The following is a 23,811-nucleotide window of genomic DNA, read 5'->3' on the forward strand; positions in this document are numbered from 1 at the left end:
ACCGGAAGGACAGTGAGACTGGCGGGAAGCCCCCAGCACGGTTCGACCCCGCCCCGCGTGGACCCCGCACACCCCCACCCCGCCCGACGGGCGCCACCGGCCCGCACGCACCCCGGCCCGACGGGCGCCGCCACCCCCGCCCCACCCCCGCCCCGCGTGGACCCCGCACGCCCCCACGCCGCTCGCCCCTTCCCTCCTTTTCGTCGACGCCATATTCTGACGCGCCGTCAGATCTGTTGATTCCGCCCATCGGAGGCACCGTCATGCCGTTGTTGCGAGGGAAGACCGTCATCGTCTCCGGCGTCGGGGCCGGGCTCGGGCATCAGGTGGCCGCCGCCGTCGTGCGGGACGGGGGGAACGCCGTGCTCGGGGCGCGGACCGAGGCGAACCTGGTGAAGTCCGCCACCGAGATCGACCCCGACGGGGCCCACACCGCCCACCTGCCCACCGACATCGCCGACGAGGCGCAGTGCGAGGCCCTGGTCGCCCTCGCGCGGGAGCGCTTCGGCGGGGTCGACGCCGTCGTGCACGTCGCGGCCTGGGACTCGTACTTCGGCGGGCTCGAAGACGCCGACTTCGGGACCTGGCAGCAGATCATCGACGTCAACCTGCTCGGCACGCTGAGGATGACCCGCGCCTGCCTGCCCGCGCTCAAGGACGCCGGCGGCGGGTCCGTCGTGATCATCGGCACCCAGTCCGCCGTGGCCGCCCCCAACGAGGTGTGGCAGGCCGCCTACGCCGCCTCCAAGGGCGCGCTGACCTCCGCGATGTACTCGATGGCCCGCGAGCTCGGCCCGCACCGGATCCGGGTCAACACCGTGCTGCCCGGCTGGATGTGGGGGCCGCCGGTACAGGCGTTCGTCACCTTCACCGCCCACACCGAGGGCGTCCCCGAGGCCGAGGTGCACGCCCGTCTCACCGAGCGGATGGCGCTGCCCGACCTCGCCACCGACGGGGACGTCGCCGACGCCGCCGTGTTCCTCGCCTCGGACCGGGCCAGGGCGATAACCGGCCAGTCGCTGCTGGTCAACGCCGGTGAGCTGATGCGGTGACCCGCTCCGCCCCCGCACGAGCGGATCGTATGCTCGGCCCATGACCACTCCGAGTGACGCTCCGACCGACAACGCGATGCGCCGCGCGCTCCGGCGGGCCCGCGACGGCGTCGCGCTCGACGCGACCGAGGCGGCCGTGCTCCTGCGGGCGCGCGGCGAGGCCCTCACCGACCTCGCCGCCTCGGCCGCCCGGGTGCGCGACGCGGGCCTGGCGGCCGCCGGGCGGCCCGGCGTCATCACGTACTCGCGCAAGGTCTTCATCCCGCTCACCCGCCTCTGTCGCGACAAGTGCCACTACTGCACCTTCGTCACCGTCCCCGGCAAGCTCCGCAAGGCCGGCCACGGCATGTACCTCTCCCCGGACGAGGTCCTCGACATCGCCCGCCAGGGCGCGGCCATGGGCTGCAAGGAGGCCCTGTTCACCCTCGGCGACCGCCCCGAGGACCGCTGGCCCGAGGCCCGCGAGTGGCTCGACGCGCACGGCTACGACGACACCCTCGCCTACGTACGGGCCATGGCCATCCGGGTCCTGGAGGAGACGGGGCTGCTCCCCCACCTCAACCCCGGGGTGCTGTCCTGGTCCGAGCTCCAGCGCCTCAAGCCCGTCGCGCCCTCGATGGGGATGATGCTGGAGACCACCGCCACCCGCCTGTGGTCCGAGCCCGGCGGCCCCCACCACGGCTCGCCCGACAAGGACCCGGCCGTCCGGCTGCGCGTCCTGGAGGACGCGGGCCGCTCCAACGTGCCGTTCACCACCGGGGTCCTGATCGGCATCGGCGAGTCCTACGAGGAGCGCGCCGACGCCTTCTTCGAGCTGCGCCGGATCCAGCGCAGCTACCACGGCATCCAGGAAGTCATCGTCCAGAACTTCCGGGCCAAGCCCGACACCGCGATGCGCGGCATGCCGGACGCCGAGCTGGAGGAGCTGGCCGCCGCCATCGCCGTGGCCCGCCACATCCTCGGCCCGTCGGCCCGCATCCAGGCCCCGCCGAACCTGGTCGACGCCGAGTACGCGCTGCTGATCGGCGCCGGCATCGACGACTGGGGCGGGGTCTCGCCGCTCACCCCCGACCACGTCAACCCGGAGCGGCCCTGGCCGCACATCGAGGAGCTGGCGGAGCGCACCGCCGCCGCGGGCTTCGCGCTGCGCGAGCGGCTCACCATCTACCCGGAGTTCCTCCAGCGCGGTGAGCCCTGGCTGGATCCCCGTCTGCTGCCGCACGTACGCGCGCTGGCCGACCCGGAAACCGCTCTGGCGGACGAGTCGGCGGCCGTGGAGGGCCGTCCGTGGCAGGAGCCCGACGAGGGTTTCACCGCGTACGGGCGCACCGACCTGCACAGCGCCATCGACACCGAGGGCCGCACCGGTGACCGCCGCGAGGACTTCGACCACGTCTACGGCGACTGGGAGGCGCTGCGCGAGGCGGCGGCCCCCGGCATGGTGGCGCAGCGCATCGACACCGACGTGCGGGCGGCCCTCGCGCAGGCCGCGGACGATCCGACGAAGCTGAGCGACGACCAGGCCCTCGCCCTGCTGCACGCGGACGGCCCGGCGCTGGACGCGCTGTGCAAGATCGCGGACGACCTGCGCAAGTCGGTGGTGGGCGACGAGGTCACCTACATCGTCACGCGGAACATCAACTTCACCAACGTCTGTTACACCGGCTGCCGGTTCTGCGCGTTCGCGCAGCGCCGTACGGACGCCGACGCGTACACCCTCTCCCTGGACCAGGTCGCGGACCGCGCGGCCCAGGCGTGGGACGTGGGCGCGGTCGAGGTCTGCATGCAGGGCGGCATCCATCCGGACCTGCCGGGCACGGCGTACTTCGACATCGCGCGGGCGGTGAAGGAGCGGGTCCCGGGGATGCACGTGCACGCGTTCTCGCCGATGGAGGTCGTCAACGGCGCGACGCGGACGGGCATGTCGGTACGGGACTGGCTGACGGCGGCGAAGGAGGCCGGGCTGGACTCGATCCCGGGGACGGCGGCGGAGATCCTGGACGACGAGGTCCGCTGGGTGCTGACCAAGGGCAAGCTGCCCACGGCGGACTGGATCGACGTGATCACCACGGCGCACGAGCTGGGCATCCGCTCCTCGTCCACCATGATGTACGGGCACGTGGACCAGCCCCGGCACTGGCTCGGCCATTTCCGTACGCTGGCCCGGATCCAGGAGCGGACGGGCGGGTTCACGGAGTTCGTGACGCTCCCGTTCATCCACACCAACGCCCCGGTCTACCTCGCGGGCATCGCCCGCCCGGGCCCGACGGTCCGCGACAACCGGGCGGTGACGGCGATGGCCCGGATCCTGCTGCACCCGCACATCACCAACATCCAGACGAGCTGGGTGAAGCTGGGCGCGGAGGGCGCGGCGGAGATGCTGCGGTCGGGTGCGAACGACCTGGGCGGGACGCTGATGGAGGAGACCATCTCGCGGATGGCCGGATCGAGTTACGGCTCGTACAAGTCGGTGCGGGACCTGATCGCGGTCGCCGAGGCGGCCGGGCGGCCCGCGAAGGCCCGTACGACGCTGTACGGGGAGGTGCCGCAGGAGCGGCAGCGGGCGGCCGCGGCCTCGGACGGGCACCTGCCGGAGCTGCTGCCCGTCCTGGACTGACGGGCGGGGGGCCCGGCCGGGTGTGTCCGGCCGGGTCCTCGCCCGCTTCGAGCGGCGTCAGCCGGCGAGCAGGTCCCGCTTCAGCTCCTTCAGCTCGCGGGCGTCGATGCCGAGCCCGTCCTTCAGGTAGCGGTCGAAGGTGCCGTACGTGGCCTTGACCTCGTCGTAGCCGGAGTTCAGGTACTCGGGGCGGACGTCGAGGAGCGGCTTGTAGACGGCGGCCTGGGCGGCGGGGAGGTGCGAGAGGATCGCCTCGTTGGCGGCCTTGCGGTAGTCGTTGCTGGCCAGGTAGTCGGCCATGACGGTCTCCTGCGGGACGCCGAGGGCGGTCAGCAGGGTGGCGTTCGCCCAGCCCGTGCGGTCCTTGCCGGCGGTGCAGTGGAAGAGGGCGGCGCGGCCGCGGTCGCTCTGGACGCCCTCGAAGACCCGCGTGTACGCCTTCTTGCCGCCGTCGCCGCTGACCATGGTCTTCTCGGCGTCGATCATGCTCTTGACGGCCTCGTCCGGGGACTTCGGCAGGGTCTGGAAGGACGGGGAGCCCGCGAAGACGTCGGCGACGACGTACCGCGCGCCGGCCGGGACCTTGTCGGCGTCCTTGGTCCGCTCGTCCTGCATGCGCAGGTCGAAGACGGTCTTGACGCGCAGCCGCCGGAGCTTGGCGAGGTCGTTCGCGGTGAGCTTGTTCAGGGCGTCCGAGCGGTAGATCCGGCCCATCTTGACCCACTGGCCGTCGGTGGTGCGGTAGCCGCCCGCGTCACGGAAGTTGGCGGTGCCCTCCAGCGTGATGAGCCGGTCGGCGAGGCGCAGGCGCTGGCCGCGCTCGGGTGTGAAGTCGAACCACTGGCGGTCGGCGGCGGGCAGCCCCTTGACCACGGCCCGGCCCTGGGCTCCGCCCTTGGCGACGACCTTGCCGTTCGCCTTGATCGCGACGCGCGCGGTGCCCTTGGCCTTCCAGGTCAGCGTGTAGGAGCCGTCGGATCCGGCGGTGACGGTGGCCTCCGTGAACGGGATGGCGGGCCGGCCGTCCCGGCCGGAGGCGGTGGCGGCCGTGGCGGCGGGGGCCGCGACCAGGGATGCGGTGAGCGCGGAGGCGACGGCGGTCGCGGCGAGGAGTGCCTTCTTCATGCCGATGAGGCTGGGCCCCCGGGGGAAACCTCACGTGAACGAGGCGTGGCCGAAAACAACCGGATCGACGGACAGTGGCAAAACGTGCCACTTGATCATTACGTGACGAGAATTGGTCGGCGTGTCGTTCTCCTTCCGGATCTGATCAGGCATGTCCACTACAGTGCGCGCCAGAGCCAGCGGGGGAGGATCGGCATGGACACGACGGCGACGGCCAGCGCGGTAGGCGCGGCGAGCGCGGCGGGCGCGGCAGGCGCGGCGGGCGCGGCGGGCGCACCGGCGGCGGCGGCGAACGTGGCGGGAACACAGGCCGCTGGCGCGACAGGCGTACCGGCGGGCGTGGCGACGACGGCGAGCGCGGCAGGCGCACCGGCGACGACGGCGAACGTGGCGGGAGCACAGGCCGCTGGCGCGGCAGGCGTACCGGCGGGCGTGGCGACGACGGCGAGCGCGGCAGGCGCACCGGCGACGGGCGCGACGGCAAGCACGGCGGCGGGCGTACCGGCGGCAGGCTCGGCGGGCCCGGCGACGACGGCGGGCCCGGCGAGCACCGCGGCAGGCGCGGCGGGGGCACCGGCGGCGGGCGCGGCGAGCGCACCGGCGGCAGGTACAGCGGGCGCACCGGCGACAGGCGCGGCGAGCGCACCGGCGGCGGGGCGTACGGCGGGCGCCGCGGGGGGTTCCGCGCTTGTGCTCTGGGGGCGGGCCGAGCAGCAGGACTTCCGTAGCCGTGTCCGCGGCGCCCTCCTCGGCTCCGCCATCGGCGACGCCCTCGGCGCGCCCGTCGCCGGCCTCTCCCTGAACGGCATCCGCGAGACCCACGGTCCTCGGGGCCTGACCGAACTCGCCCCCGCCTACGGCCGCCTCGGCGCCGTCACCGCCGCCACCCAGCTCACCCTCTTCACCGTCGACGGCCTCATCCGCGCCCACGTACGCCGCGACACCGGCACCTGGCACCCGCCCACCGACGTCCACCGCGCCTACCTCCGCTGGGCCGCGACCCAGCGCGACTGGGGCCCCGACGAGCGGCGCGCGGACAACGGCTGGCTGGCCCGCGAGGAGTGGCTCTACGCCCGCCGCGGCCCCGGCCGGCCCTGCCTGACCGGCTTCGCCGACGACACCCTCGCCACCCTGGACCAGCCGAAGAACCCCACCGCCCGCGACGCGGCCGCCGCCGCCCGCTCGGCGCCGTTCGGGCTGCTGGTGGGCTGGGAGCCCGCCCTGGTGCTCCAGCTCGCCGTGGAGTGCGCCGTCCAGAGCCACGGCCACCCCACCGCGTACCTCTCCGCCGGGGCCTTCGCCGTGATCGTGCACGGCCTGACCCGGGGCGAGTCCCTCGACGCCGCCGTCCGGCGCGCCCTCGGCCTGCTCGGCGCCCGCCCGGGGCACCAGCCCGTCACGGACGCCCTCCTTCGCGCGGCCTCCGCCGTCACCGGCGCCGCCCCCGGGCCCGAGACCGTCGCCTCCCTCACCTCGGGCGACGGCCGGGGCGCCGAGGACGCCCTCGCCGTCGCCGTCTACTGCGCCCTCGTCGCCGAGGACGTCCCGCACGGCCTGCGCCTCGCCGTGAACCAGGGCGGCGACTCCACCGCCACCGGCGCGCTCTGCGGGGCCCTGCTCGGCGCGCTGCACGGCGAGACCGCCCTGCCGCCCGCCTGGCTCACCGCGCTCGAAGGCCGCGCCGCCGTCCTGGAACTGGCCGACGACCTCGCCCTGGAGATGACCCAGGGCCCCGCCCTCCACGGCCCGGCCCTCGTCACCCCGGCCTGGCTCGCCCGCTACCCCCGCGGCTGACCGCCGCGCGCCCGCCGTACGGGGCGCTACCCGCGCGGCACCACCCACAGCGCCTCGCCCACAGCGCAGAGTTCCCCCGCCGCGGTGGCCAGCGCCGTCCCCACGCCGTACTTGCGGCCGCCGCTCTCCCGCATCCAGGAGTACGAGACCAGCCCCGCCCCCGCGAGGACCGGCACCGGCCGCAGCAGCCGCGCGGTCAGCGCCGCCGTCACCGCCCCGGCGGGCCGTCCGTCGAGCAGCCGGCCGGCCGCGTTCCCCGGGCAGTCCAGCGCCCCCCACACCAGCTCGTCCGGCAGCACGCCCTCGGCCGTGGCGAGTTCCGCGCCCGGCGTCCACGCCGTGGCGACCAGGTCCCGCCCGGCCACCTGTCCGCAGTGCAGCCGCAGCCCCGTCCCCGGGGTCCGGTCCAGCCCGCACCCGAAGCAGTCGACCTGCCCCTCGGGCGGCGCCGCCCGGTACGCCTCGGCCGCCGCCGACGCCTCCTCCCAGGACGGCATCCCGGGCAGTTCCCCGGCCTCCCACGGCGCCGGGGCGGCGGCGGCCAGCAGCAGCTCCCCGTCCATCAGCGCGCTGCCGCCGTCCGGGGCGTCGGCGAACGACACCGCCGTCCCGGTCGGCACCGGCCGGCGGAAGTCCACCCGTACCGCCGCCGCGTCCACCCGGGCCGCCAGGACCCCGGCCACGTACCCGCCGAACGCCACGCCCGGATAGCCGTGCAGCCGCTCCGGCACCGTGATGGTCTTCGCGTCCGTCCTGTCACCCATGCCCGCCACTCCCTCGCTCGCCCCCTGTCACCCGTAGGCGGAACGCCGTACGTTGGCCGCTCCACGTATCGGAGGTGCCATCGCCCATGCGGATCGCCGCGACCATCTTCCTCACCGACCGCACCATCTCCCCCATCGGCCTCGCCCGGACGCTCGAAGAGCGCGGCTTCTGCGGCCTCTACCTGCCCGAGCACACGCACATCCCCGTCTCCCGCGAGACGCCCGCCCCCATGGGCGGCGAGCTGCCGCAGATGTACGGGCGCACCCTCGACCCCTTCGTCGCCCTCGGGCAGGCCGCCGCCGTGACCGAGCGGCTGGGGCTGGGCACCGGCATCACGCTGGTCGCGCAGCACGACCCGATCGGCCTCGCGAAGCAGGCCGCCACGCTGGACCACCTCTCCGGCGGCCGCCTCACCCTCGGCATCGGCTACGGCTGGAACGTCGAGGAGGCCGCCGACCACGGCGTCGAGTGGCGCACCCGCCGCGAACTGGTCCGGGACAAGATGGCGCTGATGCGGGCGCTGTGGGCTCCGGAACCCACCGCGTACGTGGGCCAGTTCTCCTCCGTCCAGGCGAGCTCGGCGTACCCCAAGCCGGTGCAGGCCCCGCGCGACCTCGGCGGCGGGCTCGCCCTGCACGGCCCGCGCACGCTGCTCGGCGGCGCGGCCGGCCCGAAGCTGTTCGCCGCGATCGCCGACCACGGCGACGGCTGGCTCCCGATCGGCGGGGGCGGCCTGAGCGAGTCCCTGCCGGCGCTGCGGCAGGTCTGGGAGACGGCGGGCCGCGACCCCAAGTCCCTCCAGGTGGTCCCGTACGCCGTCCAGCCGAGCCCGGGCAAGCTGGCGCACTACGCGGAGCTCGGCATCGAGGAGGTCGTCCTCCAGCTGCCGTCGGCGACCGAGGACGAACTGCTGCCGGTGCTGGACGGCTTCGCGCAGTACCTCTGACCCCTCGCGCGGCGGCCCCCTGGTACTTTGCGCTCCGCTGATCAACTCGCTCCACCAGGGGGACTTCCCGTGCTCAAGAACATCCGTGCCGTCTGCGTCACCGCCGCCGGGGTGGCGGCCGCCCTCGCCCTGACGGGCTGCGGCAGCGGCGGTGACTCCGACGGCGCCGCGCCGGACAAGAAGCCCGCCGCGACCCCGGCGGCCGGCACGCCGAGCGCCTCCGGCGCGGGCGGCGCGGCGAAGGCCGGCAGCCTGGACGGCGCCTGGGTTTCGGCGGCCAACCCGGGGGAGATCGTCATCCTCACGGTCAAGAGCCCGGTGGCGATCGTCATCGACGGCGGCAAGACCTGCAAGGGCGCCGTCAGCGGGAAGGACCTGACCCTGGTCTGCCCGTCCGGCGGCAAGCGCACCAAGGGCACCGTGGACTCCGTCGACGCCACCAGCCTGAAGATCACCTGGGAGGGCGCCGGCACCGACACCTTCCAGAAGAGCGACGCGGGCAAGCTGCCGACGGCGCTGCCGAGTTCCTGACCGGGGGGCCGGAGTTCACCCGAGGGTGAGCTCCGCCCACACCGTCTTGCCGACGACGCGGTCGCGGACGCCCCAGCAGGCGGCGACCGCGTCGACGAGCCGCAGCCCGTACCCCGACTCCGCCTGGTACGCGCGCGGCGCGACCTCCGGGCGCCGCTCCTGGCAGGCGTCGGAGACCTCGATGCGCAGCGTCCCCTCCAGGAGCGTCATCCGCAGCTCGAAGTCCCGCCCGGGAACCCAGCCGTGGACGACGGCGTTGGCGGCGAGCTCGGCGACGATCAGCCCGGCGTCGTCGCAGACCCGGGTCCGCTCCGGGATCCCCCAGTCGTGCAGCTCGACGAGCACCAGCTGCCGGGCGAGCCGGGCACCCCGACGGGTGGCGCTGAAACGCTGAGTGAACACGCGTACGAGGGGCCGGGAGGGGCCGGCGGGTGCGGTCATGGCGCCCAACGTCCCGCCTGACCTGTCGAGTTGCCAGCACCCCAACTACTACTTTCCAACTGTACGAGTTCACTCCCTGGACAGGCGGAGTCACTGTCAGTGAGAATTTCCGCCGGGGAGGTGACCGCCATAATGAGCGACGACAGCGGCGACGGCGAGGTCAGGCCCGACGAGAATCTCCGGAATTTCGGGGAGACCGTCAAGGCGTTCCGTAAACGGGCAGGGTTCACACAGGAGCAACTCGCGCCCCTGGTCGGGTACTCGGTGCAGTACGTGGGTTCTGTTGAGCAGGGCCGCCGCCATCCGTCCAAGAGGTTTGTCGACCGGGCCGAAGAACACCTGGACTCGTTCAGCGTGATCCGGATCGCGGCGCGACACTTGAACCGACGGCGTGGCTTGGCTTCGTGGTTCCAGAGATGGGCGGAGCTGGAGGAGGGTGCCGTCACGCTCAACACGTACGAGTCCCGCTCGGTCCCCGGGTTGTTACAGACGGAGGCGTATGCGCGAGCCTTGATCGAGAGCGTTCTGCCGCCGCCCACGCCAGAGGAAGCGGAAGCCCGGATCGTCGCCCGCCTGGGTCGGCAGCGACTGCTGACTCGTACTCCGTACACGGTCTTCAGCTTCATCATCGAACAGTCCGTGATCGAGCGGCAGACCGGCGGCCGCGAGGTGACTCTTGAGCTGATCGACCACCTGTTGGAATGCTCCCGGTTACCCAACGTCGACATTCAGATCATGCCGACGGCCAGCCCCCAGCATGCGGGTCTCGGCGGCCCCTTTCGCCTCCTCGTCACCGAGGAACACGAATGGGTCGCCTACAGCGAGGGGCAGCAGTCCGGCAAGGTGATCACCGACGTGCGGGACATCAGCATCCTCGACCAGCGGTATGCCAAACTTCGCATCCAGGCCCTCAATCCTGCGGACAGCGTGGGCCTGTTGATGCGAATGCGAGGAAGACTGTGAACGACTCCCGGCTCCGGTGGTTCAAGAGCAGTTACAGCAGCAGCGAGGGCGACAACTGCGTCGAGGTGGCCCTCTCCTGGCACAAGTCGACGTACAGCAGTGGCGATGGCGACGACTGCGTCGAGGTCGCCTCCTGCGCCGACACCGTCCACGTCCGTGACTCCAAGCTCACCGCGAGCCCCGAGCTGGCCGTCCGGCCCGGCTCCTGGACCGCGTTCCTGGGCGGCGTCACCCGCTAGGGCGGCGGAACCGGCCCCGGGGAGGTCGCACCGGGCGCCGGACGCCAAAAGCGCCCGTCGGGCAGAGCCTGACGGGCGCCGAGGAAGTAGTCCACATCGCGCTGGAACACGAGACCCGGGACGGCCCGGCACAGGTGGGGCCAGATGCTCGGCCCCACGTGGTACTCGCCGGCCACCATCCAGGGATCGTCGCCCAGCACGAACAGGTGCCGGATCTCCAGGAACTGGTCCCGGTCCAACGAGAGGGACTGCGCTATCTCCTCGTCCGCGCCGAAGCCGGTCAGGTCCCAGACGAGGTTGTACCCGTCGGCGAATGGATAGTCGCTGCTCACGGCCTCAAGCTAGGCCGCGTCCGCCCGCACCCGCACCTGCTTTTCGATCAGCGGTTCCGGGCGGTTCACGGAATCCGGCTACGACGCCGGCCAGAACTGGGCCAGCGCCGCCTCCTTGTACGGGGCCGGGGTGACGCTCAGTTCGCCCGCGAAGGGGCGGTCCAGCACCATCACCAGCAGCAGGCTGAAGCCGATCAGCCCGGCCACCGCCGACACGAACAGCAGCTGCATCCGCAGGCTCCGCAGCCCGAACAGGAACGTCAGCGGCAGGATCACCAGCGCGCCCCCGTACACCAGCACCTGCAACAGCACGGGCAGGGACGTTTCGGCCATCGTGATGCGGGCCCGGCGCTGCGCGGCGACGTCGTTGAGGTGCGTGGCGGCCTCCTGGTAGAAGGTCTCGCTGCGCGCGCCGACGGGTTCGTACGCCTGGAGGGCGGTGTACATGGCGTGCGTCTGCCGGGCGGTCGCCTCGTAGCTCGGCTCGCCCTGGCGCATCAGCGGCCACTGGACCTCGACGACGGCGTGGGCGTAGTCCCCGACGGCCCTTTCGACGCGGGCGCGGTCGGCGGGCGGGAACGCCTCGGAGCTGCGCACGACGAGGGCCAGGTCGGTGGCCTCGGTGGCCACGACGGTCTGGGTGTTCTCCAGCTGCGTCCACAGGGTGACGACGACGAACGCGAGGATGATGCCGTAGATCGCGCCGAACATGCCGAGGGCGACGCCGACCATCTCGTTGTGCTCGCCGCCCGCGAGGTGCGGGAAGCGGCGGCGGGCGGCGAGGCTGCCGAGGACGGCGAGGGCGACGAAGCCGCCGACGAGGACGAGGCCGAGCGTGAAGGTGCTGAGGTGGTTGAGCAGCCAGAGGGTCATGCGCTGTTCAACGATCTCCGTGGCCGGAGGGCCCGCCCGGTCGATCGTGCGTGACGCGACGCGTCGTTGCGCACGGCGCGGGCGGGAGTGGTGCAACGTGGTGGCATGAGCGGCACGGTTCGGGCCCGGACGACGGCTCCTCCCCACGGCATGGTCCGTGTTCCGGGCGGGACGTTCCGGATGGGGTCGGAGGCGTTCTATCCGGAGGAGCGGCCCGTGCGCCCGGTGACGGTCGACGGGTTCTGGATGGACGCGCACCCGGTGACGGTCGCGGAGTTCCGGCGGTTCACGAAGGCGACGGGCCACGTCACGGTCGCCGAGCGGGAACTCGACCCGCGGGACTTTCCCGGCGCGGAGCGCGGCGCGCTGGTGCCCGGGGCGCTGGTGTTCACGATGACGCCGGGGCCGGTGGATCTGGACGACTGGCGCCGCTGGTGGTCGTACGAGCCCGGGGCCTGCTGGCGCCGGCCCCTGGGCGGGGGCAGCACGACGCACGGCCGGGAGCTCCATCCGGTGACGCAGGTGGCGTTCGAGGACGCCGTCGCGTACGCGGCGTGGGCGGGCAAGGAGCTGCCCACGGAGGCGGAGTGGGAGTTCGCCGCCCGCGGCGGCCTTGAGGGCGCGGTGTTCGTGTGGGGCGACGAGTTCACCCCGAGGGGGCGCCGGATGGCCAACACCTGGCACGGCGCCTTCCCCTGGGAGTACCTGCGCGCCTCCGCGAAGTCCCCGCGCCCGGGTACCAGTGCGGTCCGCTCCTACCCGGCCAACGGATACGGCCTGTACGACATGGCGGGCAACGTGTGGGAGTGGACCTGCGACGCCTACGCCGATCGGCGTCCCGATCCGGCGCCGGGGGCCTGCTGCGCGCCGGGCGACGCGCGCGCCGGCGGGGAGCGTTTTCCCCGCCGGGTCACCAAGGGCGGTTCGCACCTGTGCGCCCCGAACTACTGCCTGCGCTACCGCCCCGCCGCCCGGACCGGGCAGAGCGAGGACACCGCCACCTGCCACCTCGGCTTCCGCTGCGTCGTCCGCTGACGGTCGCCGGTCACCTGTCCGGACGACAGGGCGGGCCGCCGCGCGGATCCGGGCACAGACTGCGAGGAGGCGCCCGAAGTCCTGCTGCGGGCGGGCACGACTTCCACTCGCGAGGGGCCGGTCCATGTCCGACACGTTCCGTGGTGTGATCAATCTCGACGTCCGCGACTCGGTGCCCGACTGGGCCCCCTACGAGCAGCCGAAGGCCCCGGAGGGATCTCCCAACGTCGTGTACGTCGTCCTGGACGACGTCGGGTTCGGCGCGATGAGCTGCTACGGCGGCCCGATCGAGACGCCGAACATCGACAGGATCGCCGCGAACGGCCTGCGCTACTCCCAGTGGCACACCACGGCCCTGTGCTCGCCGACCCGCTCGGCGCTGCTGACCGGGAGGAACCACACCACCAACGGGATGGCCTGCATCAGCGAGGCGGCGATCGGGTTCCCCGGGGCGAACGGACACATCCCCTCCGAGTGCGCCACGCTCGCCGAGATCCTCGTCGAGAAGGGGTACAGCACGGCCCTGACGGGGAAGTGGCACCTGTGCCCGGAGGGCGAGATGAACCTCGCCTCCACGAAGCGGAACTGGCCCACCGGCCGCGGCTTCGAGCGTTTCTACGGATTCCTCGGCGCCGAGACCAGCCAGTGGTACCCCGACCTGGTCCACGACCAGCACCCCGTGGAACAGCCGGCCCCGCCGGAGGCGGGCTACCACTTCGGCGTCGACATCACGGACCGGGCCATCCAGTACATCGACGACGTCAAGGCCATCGCCCCCGAGCGGCCCGTCTTCCTCTACTACGCGCCCGGCTGCGCGCACGCCCCGCACCAGGCGCCGCCGGAGTGGATCGAACGCTACCGGGGCCGGTTCGACGCCGGGTACGAGGCGATGCGCGAGGAGATCCTGGCGCGCCAGAAGGCGCTCGGGCTCGTCCCCGAGAACACCGAGCTCCCCCCGGTCAACCCGATCGGCACCCCTGACACCCGCACCGGTCCCGGCGGCCTGCCGTTCCCGCCGCTCGACTTCACCCGCCCCTGGGCGGACCTGGGCGCGGACGAGCAGCGGCTGTTCGCGCGCATGGCCGAGGTGTACGCGGGGTTCCTGTCCCACTGCGACGACCAGATCGGCCGGATCGTCGACTACCTGGAGGACATCGGCCAGCTCGACAACACGATCTTCGTCGTGGTGTCCGACAACGGCGCCAGCGGAGAGGGCGGCCCCAACGGCTCGGTCAACGAGAACAAGTTCTTCAACAACGTCGCCGACGACCTCGCCGAGAACCTCGCCATGCTCGACGAGCTGGGCGGTGTGGAGACGTACGGGCACTACCCGAACGGCTGGGCCATGGCCTTCAACACGCCGTTCAAGATGTGGAAGCGGTACTCCTTCAACGGCGGCACCTGCGACCCCTGCGTCATCTCCTGGCCGGCCGGGATCGCCGCCCGCGGCGAGGTCCGCGACCAGTACCACCACGCCGTCGACATCGTCCCCACCGTCCTCGACTGCCTCGGCCTCGAACTCCCGGCCACCGTCAAGGGCTACCCGCAGACCCCGCTCCAGGGCCTGAGCATGCGCTACAGCTTCGACTCCGCCTCGCTGCCGTCCGCGAAGACCACCCAGTTCTACTCGATGCTCGGCACCCGCGGCATCTGGCACCAGGGCTGGAAGGCGGTCACCACCCACCCCGCCATCAGCGGCTGGAGCGACTTCCACAAGGACACCTGGGAGCTCTACCACACCGACACCGACCGGGCCGAGCTCACCGACCTCGCCGGGCAGGAGCCGGAGCGGCTCCAGCAGCTGATCGGCCTGTGGTTCTACGAGGCCGGCGTCAACCAGGCCTTCCCCCTCGACGACCGCTCCGCCCTGGAGATCCTCTCCACCCCCCGGCCCGAGCTCACCCCGGCCCGCAACCGGTACGTGTACCGGCCGGGCGGCTCCGAGGTCCCCGAGTCCGTCGCGGTCAACATCCGCAACCGCTCCTACTCCATCGGCGCCCTCGTCGACCTGCCCGGCCCCGGCGCGTCCGGAGTGCTGTTCTCGCACGGCGGCCGCTTCGGCGGGCACGCGCTGTACGTCAAGGACGGGCGGCTGACGTACGCGTACAACTTCCTGGGCAGCGAGGAACAGCGGATCACCGCGACCGAGCCCCTGCCCGTCGGGGAGAAGCTGATCCTGGCCGCGTCGTTCGAGAAGGACGGCGAGGTGTCCCCCGGCCTCGCCACCGGCATCCTCAGCCTGCACCACGGGGACAGGAAGGTCGGCGAAGGCCGGATCAGGACCCAGCCCGGCCGGTTCACCCTGGCCGGCGAAGGCCTCAACGTCGGCAAGGACAGCGGCGACGCCGTCACCGCCGACTACCCCGGGACCGCCCCCTGGGCCTTCACCGGCGGCACCCTGCACCGGGTCGCGGTCGACGTCAGCGGCGAACCGTACATCGACCTCGAACGCGAGGCCGAGGCCATGCTGGCCCGCGAGTAAGAACGGTCGTGCGGGAGCGGCCTCAGAGGTGGCCGAGCACGTTGACCACCCGGCCGTTGGGGTCGCGGACGAAGAACCGCCGCACACCCCACTCCTCGTCCTGCAAGGGGTGGACGATCTCCGCGCCGCTGTCCCGCACGGCCGCGTAGGCCGCGTCCACGTCGTCCACTTCGACACTCATGTCGGGCGCGACGGGAGCAGTCTTGTCCCTGGTCATCAAGCTGACTTGCGCCGCCGGACTGGACGGGGAGGCGAGCGTCATGATCCAGCCGTGGTTCATGACCTCCTCGAAGCCCAGCAGACCGTAGAACTCCCGGCTCTCCTGCACAGCCGCTGACTGAACGTTGGGCACGACACGGCGAGCGGCCATCGACGACTCCAGGTGAGAACGGACATGCCTGCGAACCCTCCACAAGTACTACGGCACACCCGCCGCCGCACACGATTTCGCAGCAGGCCCTAGCCGACCTTGGGGGCGTGGGGGAGGCCGGAGCCGAGGGCCGGGGCGGCGCCCGTGAGGGAGGAGCCCGTGGCCTGCGCGGCGGAGCCGACGGCCGTCGAGGCCGTGCCCACGGCGGTCTTGGTGTCGTGGATGGCGGAGCCGGGGTGGTCGACGATGTCGCCGACGCGCGCGGTGATCGGGGGCCCCTCGATGGCGGGCGCGTCGGCGGCGTGCGCGGCGACGGGGGTCAGGGCGAGGGCGGCGCCGCCGGACAGGACCAGGGCGGCGAGGCCGCGCTTGATGGGATTCATGCCCGGCCCAACGACCCGCCCGCCCCGGGGGTCACCGGGGGAACGGCGCCGGCCCCGGATCGGGGGACGGCGGGGGTCAGTCCTCGACCACCAGGGCCGGGGTGGACTTCGTCAGGACCTGGCCGCGGAAGAAGGCGGGGCTGCGGCGCTCGGTGACGAACATGATCACCAGGCCGAGGGCCAGCAGGCCGACGCCGATCACGAAGACGCTGCCGACGCCGAGGACGGTGGAGCCGGAGCCGTACGACGGATTCCACATGTCGATGAGGGTCTTGAGGAAGACGGTGGCCAGCAGCAGTCCACCCAGCACCGGGAAGACGCCCTTGAAGAACAGGTCGCGGGCGGAGCGGCGCAGCTCGCCGCGGAAGTACCAGGCGCAGGCGAAGGCCGTCAGCGAGTAGTAGAAGCAGATCATCAGGCCGAGCGCGAAGATCGTGTCGGTGAGGACGTTCTCGCTGACCAGGGTCATCACGGTGTAGAAGACGCCGGTGGCGACGCCCGCCATGACGGTGGCGCGGCCGGGCGTCTTGAAGCGCGGGTGGACCTTGGCGTAGGAGGACGGCAGCGCCTCGTACGTGGACATCGCGAGCACCGTGCGGGCGACCGGGATGAAGGTGGTCTGGAGCGACGCGGTCGCGGAGGCCAGGACGGCGACGAAGAGCAGGATGCCTAGGAGCGGGCCCATGACGGGGCCGGCGAGGGCGGCGAAGACGTTGTCGGAGGTCTCCGGGTTGCCGAGGCCGAGGCCGTCGACCCCGGAGCCGACGGCCATCTGCGCGGCGACGCCGGTGGCCAGGTACGAGCCGACCAGGACGACCATCGCGATGAGCGAGGCGCGGCCGGGGGTCTTGGCGGAGCCGGTGGTCTCCTCGTTGGTGGCGAGGCAGGCGTCCCAGCCCCAGTACATGAAGATCGAGAGCGAGAGTCCGGCGGTGAAGGCCGCCATGGACTCGACCGCGAAGGGGTTCATCCACTGCCAGGAGAAGTCCAGGCCGGTGTCGAAGCTGCCGGCCGAGGCCTTCTGGAAGGCCATCGCGACGAAGAGGCCGAGGACGGCGAGCTGGAGGCCGACCAGCGCGTACTGGACGCCCTTGGTGGCGGTCATGCCGCGGTAGCTGATGGCGGTGGCGGCGGCGATCAGGGTGAGGCAGGTGGCGATGTGGACGAGCTTGTTGTCGTCCAGCGCGGAGATCGAGGGGTTGTTCGTGATCTCGCCGGCCAGCAGCCAGAAGTAGGAGGTGGCGACGCCCGCCAGGTTGGAGAGGACGATGATCGTGGCGATCACCAGGCCCCAGCCGCACATCCAGCCGACCCGGGGGCCGAAGGCCTTGACGGTCCAGGTGAAGGAGGTGCCGCAGTCCGGCACGGCCTTGTTGAGCTCGCGGTAGGCGAAGGCGACCAGGAGCATCGGGAGGAACCCGGCGAGGAAGACGGCCGGCATCTGGAGGCCGACCTCGCCGGCGGTGGAGCCGAGGGTCGAGGTCAGGCAGTAGACGGGGGCGACGGTGGAGATGCCGATGACCGCGCTTCCGACCAGGCCGACGGACCCTTTGCCGAGGCCCTTGCCCCGGACGTCGCCCTCGGCCGCGCCGATTACCGTGTCTGCGACCTGAGGCCGAACGTCCAGCTGAGTCATGGGTATGGACGGTAGACGGTGCGGTTTCCACATCCGGACGGCTTTAGTCCGAATCGTGACGCGGCCAAGTGCCTTGAATCTTGAGGGTTGAGGGAGTTCACACGCACTTAATGCAAGGTTCGTTTCGGGATCCGGCCACGATTCGACAGGCGCCGGACAAGCGGTTCCGTTATACGGAAACCGCACTCATGTCCGTTTTGGGCGTTTCCAAACTTTCCCGCGCCAATTTCTGACGATCTTGCAGTGGACATGGGGGATCACCATCCCTGACCGCCTGCGGTAGCGGTGGCAGCGGCGTCGGCAGCAACCCGGCCGACGGCGGCGCGGGCCAGGGCGCGGCCGAGGCGCGGCCGGGGCGGGGCGGTCAGCCCGGCCAGACGATCGACTGGAGCTCGCTGTAGGCGTGCAGGGCGTACGAGCCCACGTCCCGGCCGACCCCCGACCGCTTGAAGCCGCCGAACGGCGCCTCCATGTTCCGGCCGATCGTGTTGATCCCGACCCCGCCCGCCCGCAGCCGCCGCGCCACGCGGAACGCGCGCGCCGAGTCCCCGGACCAGACGTAGCTCAGCAGGCCGAAATCGCTGTCGTTGGCGAGGGCCACCGCCTCGTCCTCGCCGCCCTCGAAGGGGACCACCACCACGACCGGGCCGAAGATCTCCTCCCGGACCACCCGCATCTCGTTCGTGCAGTCCACGAGGAGCGTCGGGGCGACGTAGAACCCCTTGCCCGCCTCCCCCACCACCGGGCGCTCGCCGCCGTACGCGATCCGCGCGCCCTCCTTCCGCCCCAGCTCCACGTACGACTCCACCCGGTCCCGGTGCGCCGCCGAGATCACCGGGCCGACCACCGTGCCGCGCACGGCCGGGTCCCCGACCTTCATGAAGGCCAGGTAGCCCGTCAGCTTCTCCACCAGCCGCTCGTAGACCGCCCGGTGGACGATCACCCGGGTCGGGGCGGTGCAGATCTGGCCGCTGTAGAAGGAGAAGGTCGTCCCGATCCCCAGCACCGCCGCGTCCAGGTCCGCGTCCTCGAAGACGATCGCCGCGCCCTTGCCGCCCAGCTCCATCAGCTGCCGCTTCATGGTCCGGCCGCAGACCTCGGCGATGCGCTGGCCGACGCCCGTGGAGCCGGTGAACGACACCATGTCCACGTACGGGGAGGCCACGGCCGCCTCGCCCACCTCGACCGAGGCGCCGGACACCACGTTCACCACGCCCGCCGGGACACCCGCCTCGTGCAGCGCCTGCGCCATCCGGAACACCGACAGCGGGTCCTGCGGGGCCGGCTTGACCACCACCGTGTTGCCCATGGCCAGCGCCGGGGCCACCTTGCCCGCCGGGTTCGCCCACGGGTTGTTGTACGAGGTCACGCAGGTGACGACACCGACCGGCTGGCGCACCTCCAGCGCGCCCAGGATGCTCGCCCTCCCCATCGGGCCGGCCTCGGTGACCTGCGGCGCGAGGCCCCGCTCCACCGGCTCCAGGGCGCCCCTGGCGTAGCGCCGGAACCGCGAGACCCCGACGCCGACCTGCATCCCGCGGGCGATGCCCGGCGGCGCGCCCGTCTCGGCCTGGGCGAGGGCGGCCCACGGCTCGAACTCGCGCTGCATGACGTCGGCCGCCCGGTCGAGGATCGCGGCCCGCGCCCCGGGACTCGTACGGGACCAGCCCTCGAACGCCTCGGCGGCGGCGCGGGCGGCCTCCGCCACCTGGTCGCGGGAGGCCTCGGGGGCCAGGCCCACCACCGATTCGTCGGCCGGGTTGACCACCTCGTAGTGCCCGCCGGCGGGCTCCACCCACTCCCCGCCGATGTACAGCCGCTGCGGTCGCTGCGGTTCCTGCGGTTCCTGCGTGGTCATCGGGTGCTCACCGTCCTCGTGTCGCGGCCCGAGCGGAGCACGATCCCGGGGACCGCGCCCGTCACCTCGTCGTCGCGGATGGTCTCCACGCCGTTGACGCGTACGGAGACGATGCCGATCGCCCGCGCGTCGAGCCGGGGGCTGTCCCCGGGGAGGTCGTGCACGAGCGTCGCCGGGCCGGCCTCTATCCGCTCCGGGTCGAAGAGCACCAGGTCCGCGTGGAACCCCTCGGCGATCCGGCCGCGCTCGCGCAGGCCGAACAGCCGCGCCGGGTCGTCGGTGAGCATCCGTACCGCCTGCTCCAGCGGCACCAGCTTGCGGCCGCGCAGGCAGTCCCCGAGGAAGCGGGTCGTGTACGGGGCGCCGCACATGCGGTCCAGGTGCGCGCCGGCGTCGGAGCCGCCGAGCATGACGTCCTCGTGCTGCCAGGTCTCGGCGCGCAGGGCCCAGCTGGCGGGGTCGTTGTCGGTCGGCATCGGCCACAGGACGGTGCGCAGGTCGTCGTTGGCGCAGATCTCGACGAGGCAGTGGAAGGCGTCCTGGCCGCGTTCGGCGGCGATGTCGTTCACGACGCGGCCGGAGAGGCCCTCGTTCTCCTTGCTGTACGTGTCACCGATGACGTAGCGCCCGAAGTTGGCGAGGCGGCGGAACACCCCGGCCTCCTTGCTGTCGGCACGGCGCAGCATCTCGGCCCGGATGGCGGGGTCGCGGAGCTTCTCGATCCGCTCGGGCACGGGCAGGGCCAGGACCTCGCCCCAGCCGGGGATCAGGTTGAGCGCGCAGAACGTGCCGAGGGACATGTTCATGGGGGTCAGGATCGGCATGGTCAGCGCGACGATCCGGCCGCCGCGGGCGCGGGCGCGCTCGCTCGGTGTCAGCTGGCGCGGGACGCGTTCGGGGACGGAGGCGTCGATGGTGAGGACGTTCCAGTTCAGGGGGCGCCCGGCGGCCGCGCTCATCTCGACGAACAGGTCGATCTCCTCGTCGGAGAACTGGTCGAGACAGCCGGCGACGATCGCCTCCAGCTGGGTGCCCTCGTGTTCGCCGACGGCCCTCGACAGGGCGAGGAGTTCGGCGGGCCGGGCGTGGCGGGAGGCGACGGGGGCGCCGGCGCCGTCGGAGTGGGTGGCCGACTGGGTGGTGGACAGGCCCCAGGCGCCGGCGTTCATGGCGTCGTGGAACAGGTCGAGCATCGCCCGGAGCTGCTCGGGGGTCGGCTGCCCGCCGATGGCGTCCTCGCCCATCACGTGCCGGCGCAGCGCGCAGTGGCCGACCATGAAACCGGCGTTGACGGCGATCCGGCCGTCGAGGGCGTCGAGGTACTCCCCGAAGGTGGACCAGGACCAGTCGACGCCCTCCTCCAGGGCCTTGAGGGCCATGCCCTCGACCTTGCTCATCATCCGGCGGGTGTAGTCGGCGTCCTCGGGGCGGGCCGGATTGAGGGGCGCGAGGGTGAAGCCGCAGTTGCCGGCGGCGACGGTGGTGACGCCGTGGTTCATGGAGGGGGTGGCGTACGGGTCCCAGAACAGCTGGGCGTCGTAGTGGGTGTGGGGGTCGACGAACCCGGGGGCCAGGACGAGACCGGTGGCGTCCTCGACGGTCCGCGCCCCCTCGGTGACGGTGCCGGGCCCGGCGATGACGGCGATCCGCCCGTCCCGGATCCCGACGTCGGCGACGTACCCGGCCGCGCCGGTCCCGTCCACGACGGTGGCTCCCTTGATCAGGTGGTCGAGCATGACGTCCCTTCCTCCTCCACTACCGCTCCGCTACCGCTGCTCCTCAAGAAACCCCGACGCCTCCGCACCCCTGCGCCACCCCCAGCCGCCCGGCTCCCGGCTCCCGGCGCCTTCCGGTCCCGCCGGGGCCAAGTTCAGCCTCGCCGGCGCCCCTGCCCTGCCCGCACCATCCGGTCCGGCCGGGGCCAATTCCAGCCTCGCCGGCGTTTGAGTGGGGGTCCCCCCGGACGGAGTCTGGGGGAGGGTCCGGGCGGAGCCCGGTGCCCGGCGGAGCCGGGTTCCCTGGGGTGCCGCCCCAGACCCCGCGCCTCAAACGCCGGCGAGGCTAGGGGCGGGTGCGGCGCCGCTGTTGGGGGCCAGCCCCCAAACCCCCGCGCCTCAAACGCCGGCGAGGCTGAACTTGCCCCGGCGAGGCTGGGGGGCGCCGGCCAGGCGGGGGCTCCGGCACGGCCGGGGTTGCCGGCACGCCCGAGGGTGTCGGCACGGCTGAAGGGGCCGGCCAGGCCAAGGGTGGTCCGGCCGGAGGCACGGGCAGGCCGCTGCCCGCGCCTCCGGCCGGTCCGGGTACGGCGGTCCGGGAAACCGCCGCCCCCGTTCCCCCGCCGGCTCAGACGGCCTGGCGGAAGCGCGTGGTGCGGTGCACCGGATCCGTGTCGATCTCCGGGATGACGTGCTCCCCGATCAGCCTGATCGTCGTCATCGTGTCCTCGTACGACACCCCCGTCGGCAGGCCGAAGGACAGCTGGTCCGCGCCCGCCTGCTCCCACCGCTTGCACTGGGCCTTGACCTCGGACGGATCGCCGCAGATCAGCAGCTCCTCGGCGATGAGGAGTTCGATGATCTCCGCGTTGTACTCCGGCAGGATCTCCGGCCACTGCGGGATCGCCTCCGGCCGCGGAAACGTGTCGTGGTAGCGGAAGACCAGCGACTGGAAGCGGTTCATGTTCGCGTTGACCGCGATCTCGACCGCCTTGTCGTGCGTCTCCGCACAGATCGCCGTCGAGGTGACCATGACGTTGTCGTTGACGAACGCCCCGATCGCCTTGGCCTCCTGGATGGCCGTCTTGTACTGCTCCAGCACCCACTCCATGTCGGAGACCTTCTGGACGCTGAACCCCAGGACCCCGAGGCCCTTCTTCGCCGCCATCGCGTACGAGGAGGGCGACCCGGCGGCGTACCACATGGCCGGGTGGGCCTTGCCGTACGGCTTGGGGAAGATCTTCCGCGGCGGGAGCGACCAGTGCTTGCCCTGGAACCCCTCGTATTCCTCCTGGAGGAACATCTTGGGGAACTCCGCGATGGTCTCCTCCCAGATCTCCTTGGTGTGGTTCATGTCCGTGATGCCGGGCATGAAGCCGAGGATCTCGTGGCTGCCGGCGCCGCGCCCGGTGCCGAACTCGAAGCGCCCCCGGGAGAGGTGGTCGAGCATGGTGACCTTCTCGGCCACCTTCACCGGGTGGTTGACGGGGGCGAGCGGGTTGAAGATGCCGGAGCCGAGGTGGATGCGCTCGGTGGCGTGGGCGAGGTAGGCGAGGAACACCTCGTTCGCCGACAGGTGCGAGTACTCCTCCAGGAAGTGGTGCTCGGAGGCCCAGGCGTACTTGAAGCCGGACTTGTCGGCCTGGATGACGTACTCGGTCTCCTCGACGAGCGCCTTGTGCTCCGCCTCGGGGTCGACCTTGGACCGCGCCTCAGGCACGTATCCCTGCACGAAGAGCCCGAATTCCAAGGGGTTCACCGTCCTTAGGTTTCTGACGTGTCGTCAGATTTGATGCCCCGACTGTTCCACCGCCGGGGCGGGAGCGTCAATACCTGACGCCTCATCAGATCTGGTCGGGTCAGAGGATGCTGACGCCCGCCATCCAGCCGCCGTCGATCACGAACGGCTGCCCCGTGATGTACGAGGAGTCCTCGCTGGTCAGGAACAGGGCGAGGCGGGCGATCTCCTCCGGCCGCCCGACCCGGCCCATCGGCACCACCCGCCGGTAGAGCTCCGCCATGGCGTCCCGGGACTCGGCGGTCGGCCCGGCCGGATCCAGCAGCCCCGGATTGGCCATCGGGGTGTCGACGGCGCCGGGGCACATCGCGTTGACCCGGATGTTCTTCGCGGCCAGCTCCAGCGCGGCGACCCGGGTCAGCCCGAGGATCGCCGCCTTGGTGGCCGCGTACGCGCCGACGTACGCCATGCCCGTGAGCCCCGTGTAGGAGGAGGTGTTGACGATCGTGCCGCCGCCCGCCGCCTCGATCTCGGGCGCGACCGCCTTGATGCCGAGGAAGGCACCGACCTGGTTGACCTGCACGACCTGCTGGAACTCCGCCAGCGGCGTCGCGGTCAGCTCGTTGAACCGGAGGATGCCGGCGTTGTTGACCAGGCCGTCGACCGACCCCCCGAACGCCTCCTTCGCGGTGGCGACGGCGGCGGCCCAGTCCTCCTCGCGGCTCACGTCCAGCCGTACGTACCGGGCGCGGTCCTCCCCGATGTCCTTGGCGACGGCGGCTCCCCGCTCGTCCAGTACGTCGCCGAGCAGCACCCTGGCGCCCTCGGCGGCGAAGAGGCGGGCCTCCTGCTCGCCCTGGCCGCGCGCCGCACCGGTGATGACGACGACGCGCCCGTCCAGCTTGCCCATGGCCCT

Annotated in this window: 23 protein-coding genes; 9 read left to right on the plus strand and 14 right to left on the minus strand. The window is 72.4% G+C overall.

Going from position 1 to position 23,811, the window contains the following annotated elements; all coding sequences use genetic code 11:
- Positions 1 to 263 precede the first annotated feature (263 nt).
- Both IE248_RS26610 and IE248_RS26615 read left to right on the plus strand, forming a co-directional pair.
- The gene (locus IE248_RS26610; RefSeq protein ID WP_100582916.1) at positions 264 to 1,052 is read left to right on the plus strand and encodes an SDR family oxidoreductase; all 789 of its coding nucleotides are present in this window, start codon (positions 264 to 266) and stop codon (positions 1,050 to 1,052) included.
- A gap of 40 nt (positions 1,053 to 1,092) precedes the next feature.
- Positions 1,093 to 3,669, plus strand: a complete 2,577-nt coding sequence (locus IE248_RS26615) for a bifunctional FO biosynthesis protein CofGH (RefSeq protein WP_073799543.1) — start codon at positions 1,093 to 1,095, stop codon at positions 3,667 to 3,669.
- A gap of 57 nt (positions 3,670 to 3,726) precedes the next feature.
- On the opposite strand, the gene IE248_RS26620 is transcribed toward IE248_RS26615, so the two are convergent.
- The 3 genes from IE248_RS26620 to IE248_RS26625 are packed head-to-tail and all read right to left on the minus strand — an operon-like array spanning position 3,727 to position 5,345.
- Entirely contained in the window at positions 3,727 to 4,794 is a 1,068-nt protein-coding gene (locus IE248_RS26620; protein ID WP_190031955.1) for a tyrosine-protein phosphatase, read from the minus strand.
- A 30-nt stretch (positions 4,795 to 4,824) separates the two neighbouring features.
- Positions 4,825 to 4,947 (minus strand): hypothetical protein, encoded by a 123-nt coding sequence (locus IE248_RS38275; protein ID WP_268254106.1) that lies wholly within the window; start codon positions 4,945 to 4,947, stop codon positions 4,825 to 4,827.
- Positions 4,948 to 4,952: 5 nt separating this feature from the next.
- Entirely contained in the window at positions 4,953 to 5,345 is a 393-nt protein-coding gene (locus IE248_RS26625; protein WP_190031956.1) for a hypothetical protein, read from the minus strand.
- A gap of 139 nt (positions 5,346 to 5,484) precedes the next feature.
- On the opposite strand from IE248_RS26625, the gene IE248_RS26630 reads away from it, so the two are divergent.
- Complete coding sequence (locus IE248_RS26630) at positions 5,485 to 6,588, plus strand: ADP-ribosylglycohydrolase family protein (RefSeq protein ID WP_100582912.1); 1,104 nt, start codon at positions 5,485 to 5,487, stop codon at positions 6,586 to 6,588.
- A gap of 26 nt (positions 6,589 to 6,614) precedes the next feature.
- Here IE248_RS26630 and IE248_RS26635 read toward each other — a convergent pair whose 3' ends face one another.
- Complete coding sequence (locus IE248_RS26635; RefSeq protein ID WP_037792447.1) at positions 6,615 to 7,352, minus strand: hotdog fold domain-containing protein; 738 nt, start codon at positions 7,350 to 7,352, stop codon at positions 6,615 to 6,617.
- Positions 7,353 to 7,438: 86 nt separating this feature from the next.
- On the opposite strand from IE248_RS26635, the gene IE248_RS26640 reads away from it, so the two are divergent.
- Together IE248_RS26640 and IE248_RS26645 are read left to right on the plus strand one after the other, a co-directional pair.
- On the plus strand, positions 7,439 to 8,299 hold the full coding sequence (locus IE248_RS26640) for a TIGR03619 family F420-dependent LLM class oxidoreductase (protein WP_008740691.1): 861 nt from the start codon (positions 7,439 to 7,441) through the stop codon (positions 8,297 to 8,299).
- A 69-nt stretch (positions 8,300 to 8,368) separates the two neighbouring features.
- The gene (locus tag IE248_RS26645; protein WP_229895552.1) at positions 8,369 to 8,830 is read left to right on the plus strand and encodes a hypothetical protein; all 462 of its coding nucleotides are present in this window, start codon (positions 8,369 to 8,371) and stop codon (positions 8,828 to 8,830) included.
- Between the two features lie 15 nt (positions 8,831 to 8,845).
- Here the strand turns inward: IE248_RS26645 and IE248_RS26650 are convergent, their stop codons facing one another.
- Positions 8,846 to 9,271, minus strand: coding sequence for an ATP-binding protein (locus tag IE248_RS26650; RefSeq protein ID WP_073799548.1), 426 nt, complete (start codon positions 9,269 to 9,271; stop codon positions 8,846 to 8,848).
- Between the two features lie 132 nt (positions 9,272 to 9,403).
- Between IE248_RS26650 and IE248_RS26655 the strand changes: the two genes are divergently transcribed.
- Both IE248_RS26655 and IE248_RS26660 read left to right on the plus strand, forming a co-directional pair.
- The gene (locus tag IE248_RS26655; RefSeq protein ID WP_190031957.1) at positions 9,404 to 10,234 is read left to right on the plus strand and encodes a helix-turn-helix domain-containing protein; all 831 of its coding nucleotides are present in this window, start codon (positions 9,404 to 9,406) and stop codon (positions 10,232 to 10,234) included.
- Positions 10,231 to 10,473, plus strand: coding sequence for a DUF397 domain-containing protein (locus IE248_RS26660; protein WP_190031958.1), 243 nt, complete (start codon positions 10,231 to 10,233; stop codon positions 10,471 to 10,473). Before IE248_RS26655 ends, IE248_RS26660 begins: the two co-directional genes overlap by 4 nt.
- On the opposite strand, the gene IE248_RS26665 is transcribed toward IE248_RS26660, so the two are convergent.
- Positions 10,470 to 10,805, minus strand: coding sequence for a hypothetical protein (locus IE248_RS26665; RefSeq protein WP_008740696.1), 336 nt, complete (start codon positions 10,803 to 10,805; stop codon positions 10,470 to 10,472). The genes IE248_RS26660 and IE248_RS26665 overlap by 4 nt on opposite strands.
- Before the next feature lie 78 nt (positions 10,806 to 10,883).
- Entirely contained in the window at positions 10,884 to 11,678 is a 795-nt protein-coding gene (locus IE248_RS26670) for a bestrophin-like domain (protein WP_073799550.1), read from the minus strand.
- Between the two features lie 105 nt (positions 11,679 to 11,783).
- Between IE248_RS26670 and IE248_RS26675 the strand changes: the two genes are divergently transcribed.
- Together IE248_RS26675 and IE248_RS26680 are read left to right on the plus strand one after the other, a co-directional pair.
- Complete coding sequence (locus tag IE248_RS26675; protein ID WP_190031959.1) at positions 11,784 to 12,713, plus strand: formylglycine-generating enzyme family protein; 930 nt, start codon at positions 11,784 to 11,786, stop codon at positions 12,711 to 12,713.
- Between the two features lie 124 nt (positions 12,714 to 12,837).
- Entirely contained in the window at positions 12,838 to 15,195 is a 2,358-nt protein-coding gene (locus IE248_RS26680; protein ID WP_190031960.1) for an arylsulfatase, read from the plus strand.
- A gap of 22 nt (positions 15,196 to 15,217) precedes the next feature.
- Here IE248_RS26680 and IE248_RS26685 read toward each other — a convergent pair whose 3' ends face one another.
- The 7 genes from IE248_RS26685 to IE248_RS26715 all read right to left on the minus strand — a co-directional run bounded on the left by IE248_RS26685 (position 15,218) and on the right by IE248_RS26715 (position 23,805).
- Positions 15,218 to 15,565, minus strand: a complete 348-nt coding sequence (locus IE248_RS26685; RefSeq protein WP_100582909.1) for a VOC family protein — start codon at positions 15,563 to 15,565, stop codon at positions 15,218 to 15,220.
- An 89-nt stretch (positions 15,566 to 15,654) separates the two neighbouring features.
- Positions 15,655 to 15,948: a hypothetical protein gene (locus tag IE248_RS26690; protein WP_008740705.1), complete on the minus strand. Its 294-nt coding sequence runs from the start codon at positions 15,946 to 15,948 to the stop codon at positions 15,655 to 15,657.
- Between the two features lie 76 nt (positions 15,949 to 16,024).
- The gene (locus tag IE248_RS26695) at positions 16,025 to 17,584 is read right to left on the minus strand and encodes an APC family permease (RefSeq protein ID WP_190031961.1); all 1,560 of its coding nucleotides are present in this window, start codon (positions 17,582 to 17,584) and stop codon (positions 16,025 to 16,027) included.
- 364 nt (positions 17,585 to 17,948) lie between these two features.
- Positions 17,949 to 19,442 carry an aldehyde dehydrogenase family protein gene (locus IE248_RS26700; RefSeq protein ID WP_190031962.1) on the minus strand — a complete coding sequence of 498 codons (1,494 nt, stop codon included), beginning with the start codon at positions 19,440 to 19,442 and terminating at the stop codon, positions 17,949 to 17,951.
- Positions 19,439 to 21,178, minus strand: a complete 1,740-nt coding sequence (locus IE248_RS26705) for an N-acyl-D-amino-acid deacylase family protein (protein WP_190031963.1) — start codon at positions 21,176 to 21,178, stop codon at positions 19,439 to 19,441. Before IE248_RS26705 ends, IE248_RS26700 begins: the two co-directional genes overlap by 4 nt.
- A 607-nt stretch (positions 21,179 to 21,785) precedes the next feature.
- Positions 21,786 to 22,907, minus strand: a complete 1,122-nt coding sequence (locus IE248_RS26710) for an LLM class flavin-dependent oxidoreductase (RefSeq protein WP_037792459.1) — start codon at positions 22,905 to 22,907, stop codon at positions 21,786 to 21,788.
- A gap of 109 nt (positions 22,908 to 23,016) precedes the next feature.
- On the minus strand, positions 23,017 to 23,805 hold the full coding sequence (locus tag IE248_RS26715; protein ID WP_190031964.1) for an SDR family NAD(P)-dependent oxidoreductase: 789 nt from the start codon (positions 23,803 to 23,805) through the stop codon (positions 23,017 to 23,019).
- Positions 23,806 to 23,811: the final 6 nt, after the last annotated feature.

The sequence above is a fragment of the Streptomyces goshikiensis genome (assembly GCF_014650555.1).
GTDB classification, from domain to species: domain Bacteria; phylum Actinomycetota; class Actinomycetes; order Streptomycetales; family Streptomycetaceae; genus Streptomyces; species Streptomyces goshikiensis.

What these genes read in the sequence shown, in the direction of transcription:
- IE248_RS26655 (WP_190031957.1), top strand. Translation starts at nt 9,404, where the DNA reads ATGAGCGACGACAGCGGCGACGGCGAGGTCAGGCCCGACGAGAATCTC.
- IE248_RS26640 (WP_008740691.1), top strand. Translation starts at nt 7,439, where the DNA reads ATGCGGATCGCCGCGACCATCTTCCTCACCGACCGCACCATCTCCCCC.
- IE248_RS26695 (WP_190031961.1), bottom strand. Translation starts at nt 17,584, where the DNA reads ATGACTCAGCTGGACGTTCGGCCTCAGGTCGCAGACACGGTAATCGGC.
- IE248_RS26690 (WP_008740705.1), bottom strand. Translation starts at nt 15,948, where the DNA reads ATGAATCCCATCAAGCGCGGCCTCGCCGCCCTGGTCCTGTCCGGCGGC.
- IE248_RS26705 (WP_190031963.1), bottom strand. Translation starts at nt 21,178, where the DNA reads ATGCTCGACCACCTGATCAAGGGAGCCACCGTCGTGGACGGGACCGGC.
- IE248_RS26670 (WP_073799550.1), bottom strand. Translation starts at nt 11,678, where the DNA reads ATGACCCTCTGGCTGCTCAACCACCTCAGCACCTTCACGCTCGGCCTC.
- IE248_RS26700 (WP_190031962.1), bottom strand. Translation starts at nt 19,442, where the DNA reads ATGACCACGCAGGAACCGCAGGAACCGCAGCGACCGCAGCGGCTGTAC.
- IE248_RS26650 (WP_073799548.1), bottom strand. Translation starts at nt 9,271, where the DNA reads ATGACCGCACCCGCCGGCCCCTCCCGGCCCCTCGTACGCGTGTTCACT.
- IE248_RS26715 (WP_190031964.1), bottom strand. Translation starts at nt 23,805, where the DNA reads ATGGGCAAGCTGGACGGGCGCGTCGTCGTCATCACCGGTGCGGCGCGC.
- IE248_RS26615 (WP_073799543.1), top strand. Translation starts at nt 1,093, where the DNA reads ATGACCACTCCGAGTGACGCTCCGACCGACAACGCGATGCGCCGCGCG.
- IE248_RS26620 (WP_190031955.1), bottom strand. Translation starts at nt 4,794, where the DNA reads ATGAAGAAGGCACTCCTCGCCGCGACCGCCGTCGCCTCCGCGCTCACC.
- IE248_RS26635 (WP_037792447.1), bottom strand. Translation starts at nt 7,352, where the DNA reads ATGGGTGACAGGACGGACGCGAAGACCATCACGGTGCCGGAGCGGCTG.
- IE248_RS26685 (WP_100582909.1), bottom strand. Translation starts at nt 15,565, where the DNA reads ATGGCCGCTCGCCGTGTCGTGCCCAACGTTCAGTCAGCGGCTGTGCAG.
- IE248_RS26680 (WP_190031960.1), top strand. Translation starts at nt 12,838, where the DNA reads ATGTCCGACACGTTCCGTGGTGTGATCAATCTCGACGTCCGCGACTCG.
- IE248_RS26675 (WP_190031959.1), top strand. Translation starts at nt 11,784, where the DNA reads ATGAGCGGCACGGTTCGGGCCCGGACGACGGCTCCTCCCCACGGCATG.
- IE248_RS38275 (WP_268254106.1), bottom strand. Translation starts at nt 4,947, where the DNA reads ATGCCTGATCAGATCCGGAAGGAGAACGACACGCCGACCAATTCTCGT.
- IE248_RS26610 (WP_100582916.1), top strand. Translation starts at nt 264, where the DNA reads ATGCCGTTGTTGCGAGGGAAGACCGTCATCGTCTCCGGCGTCGGGGCC.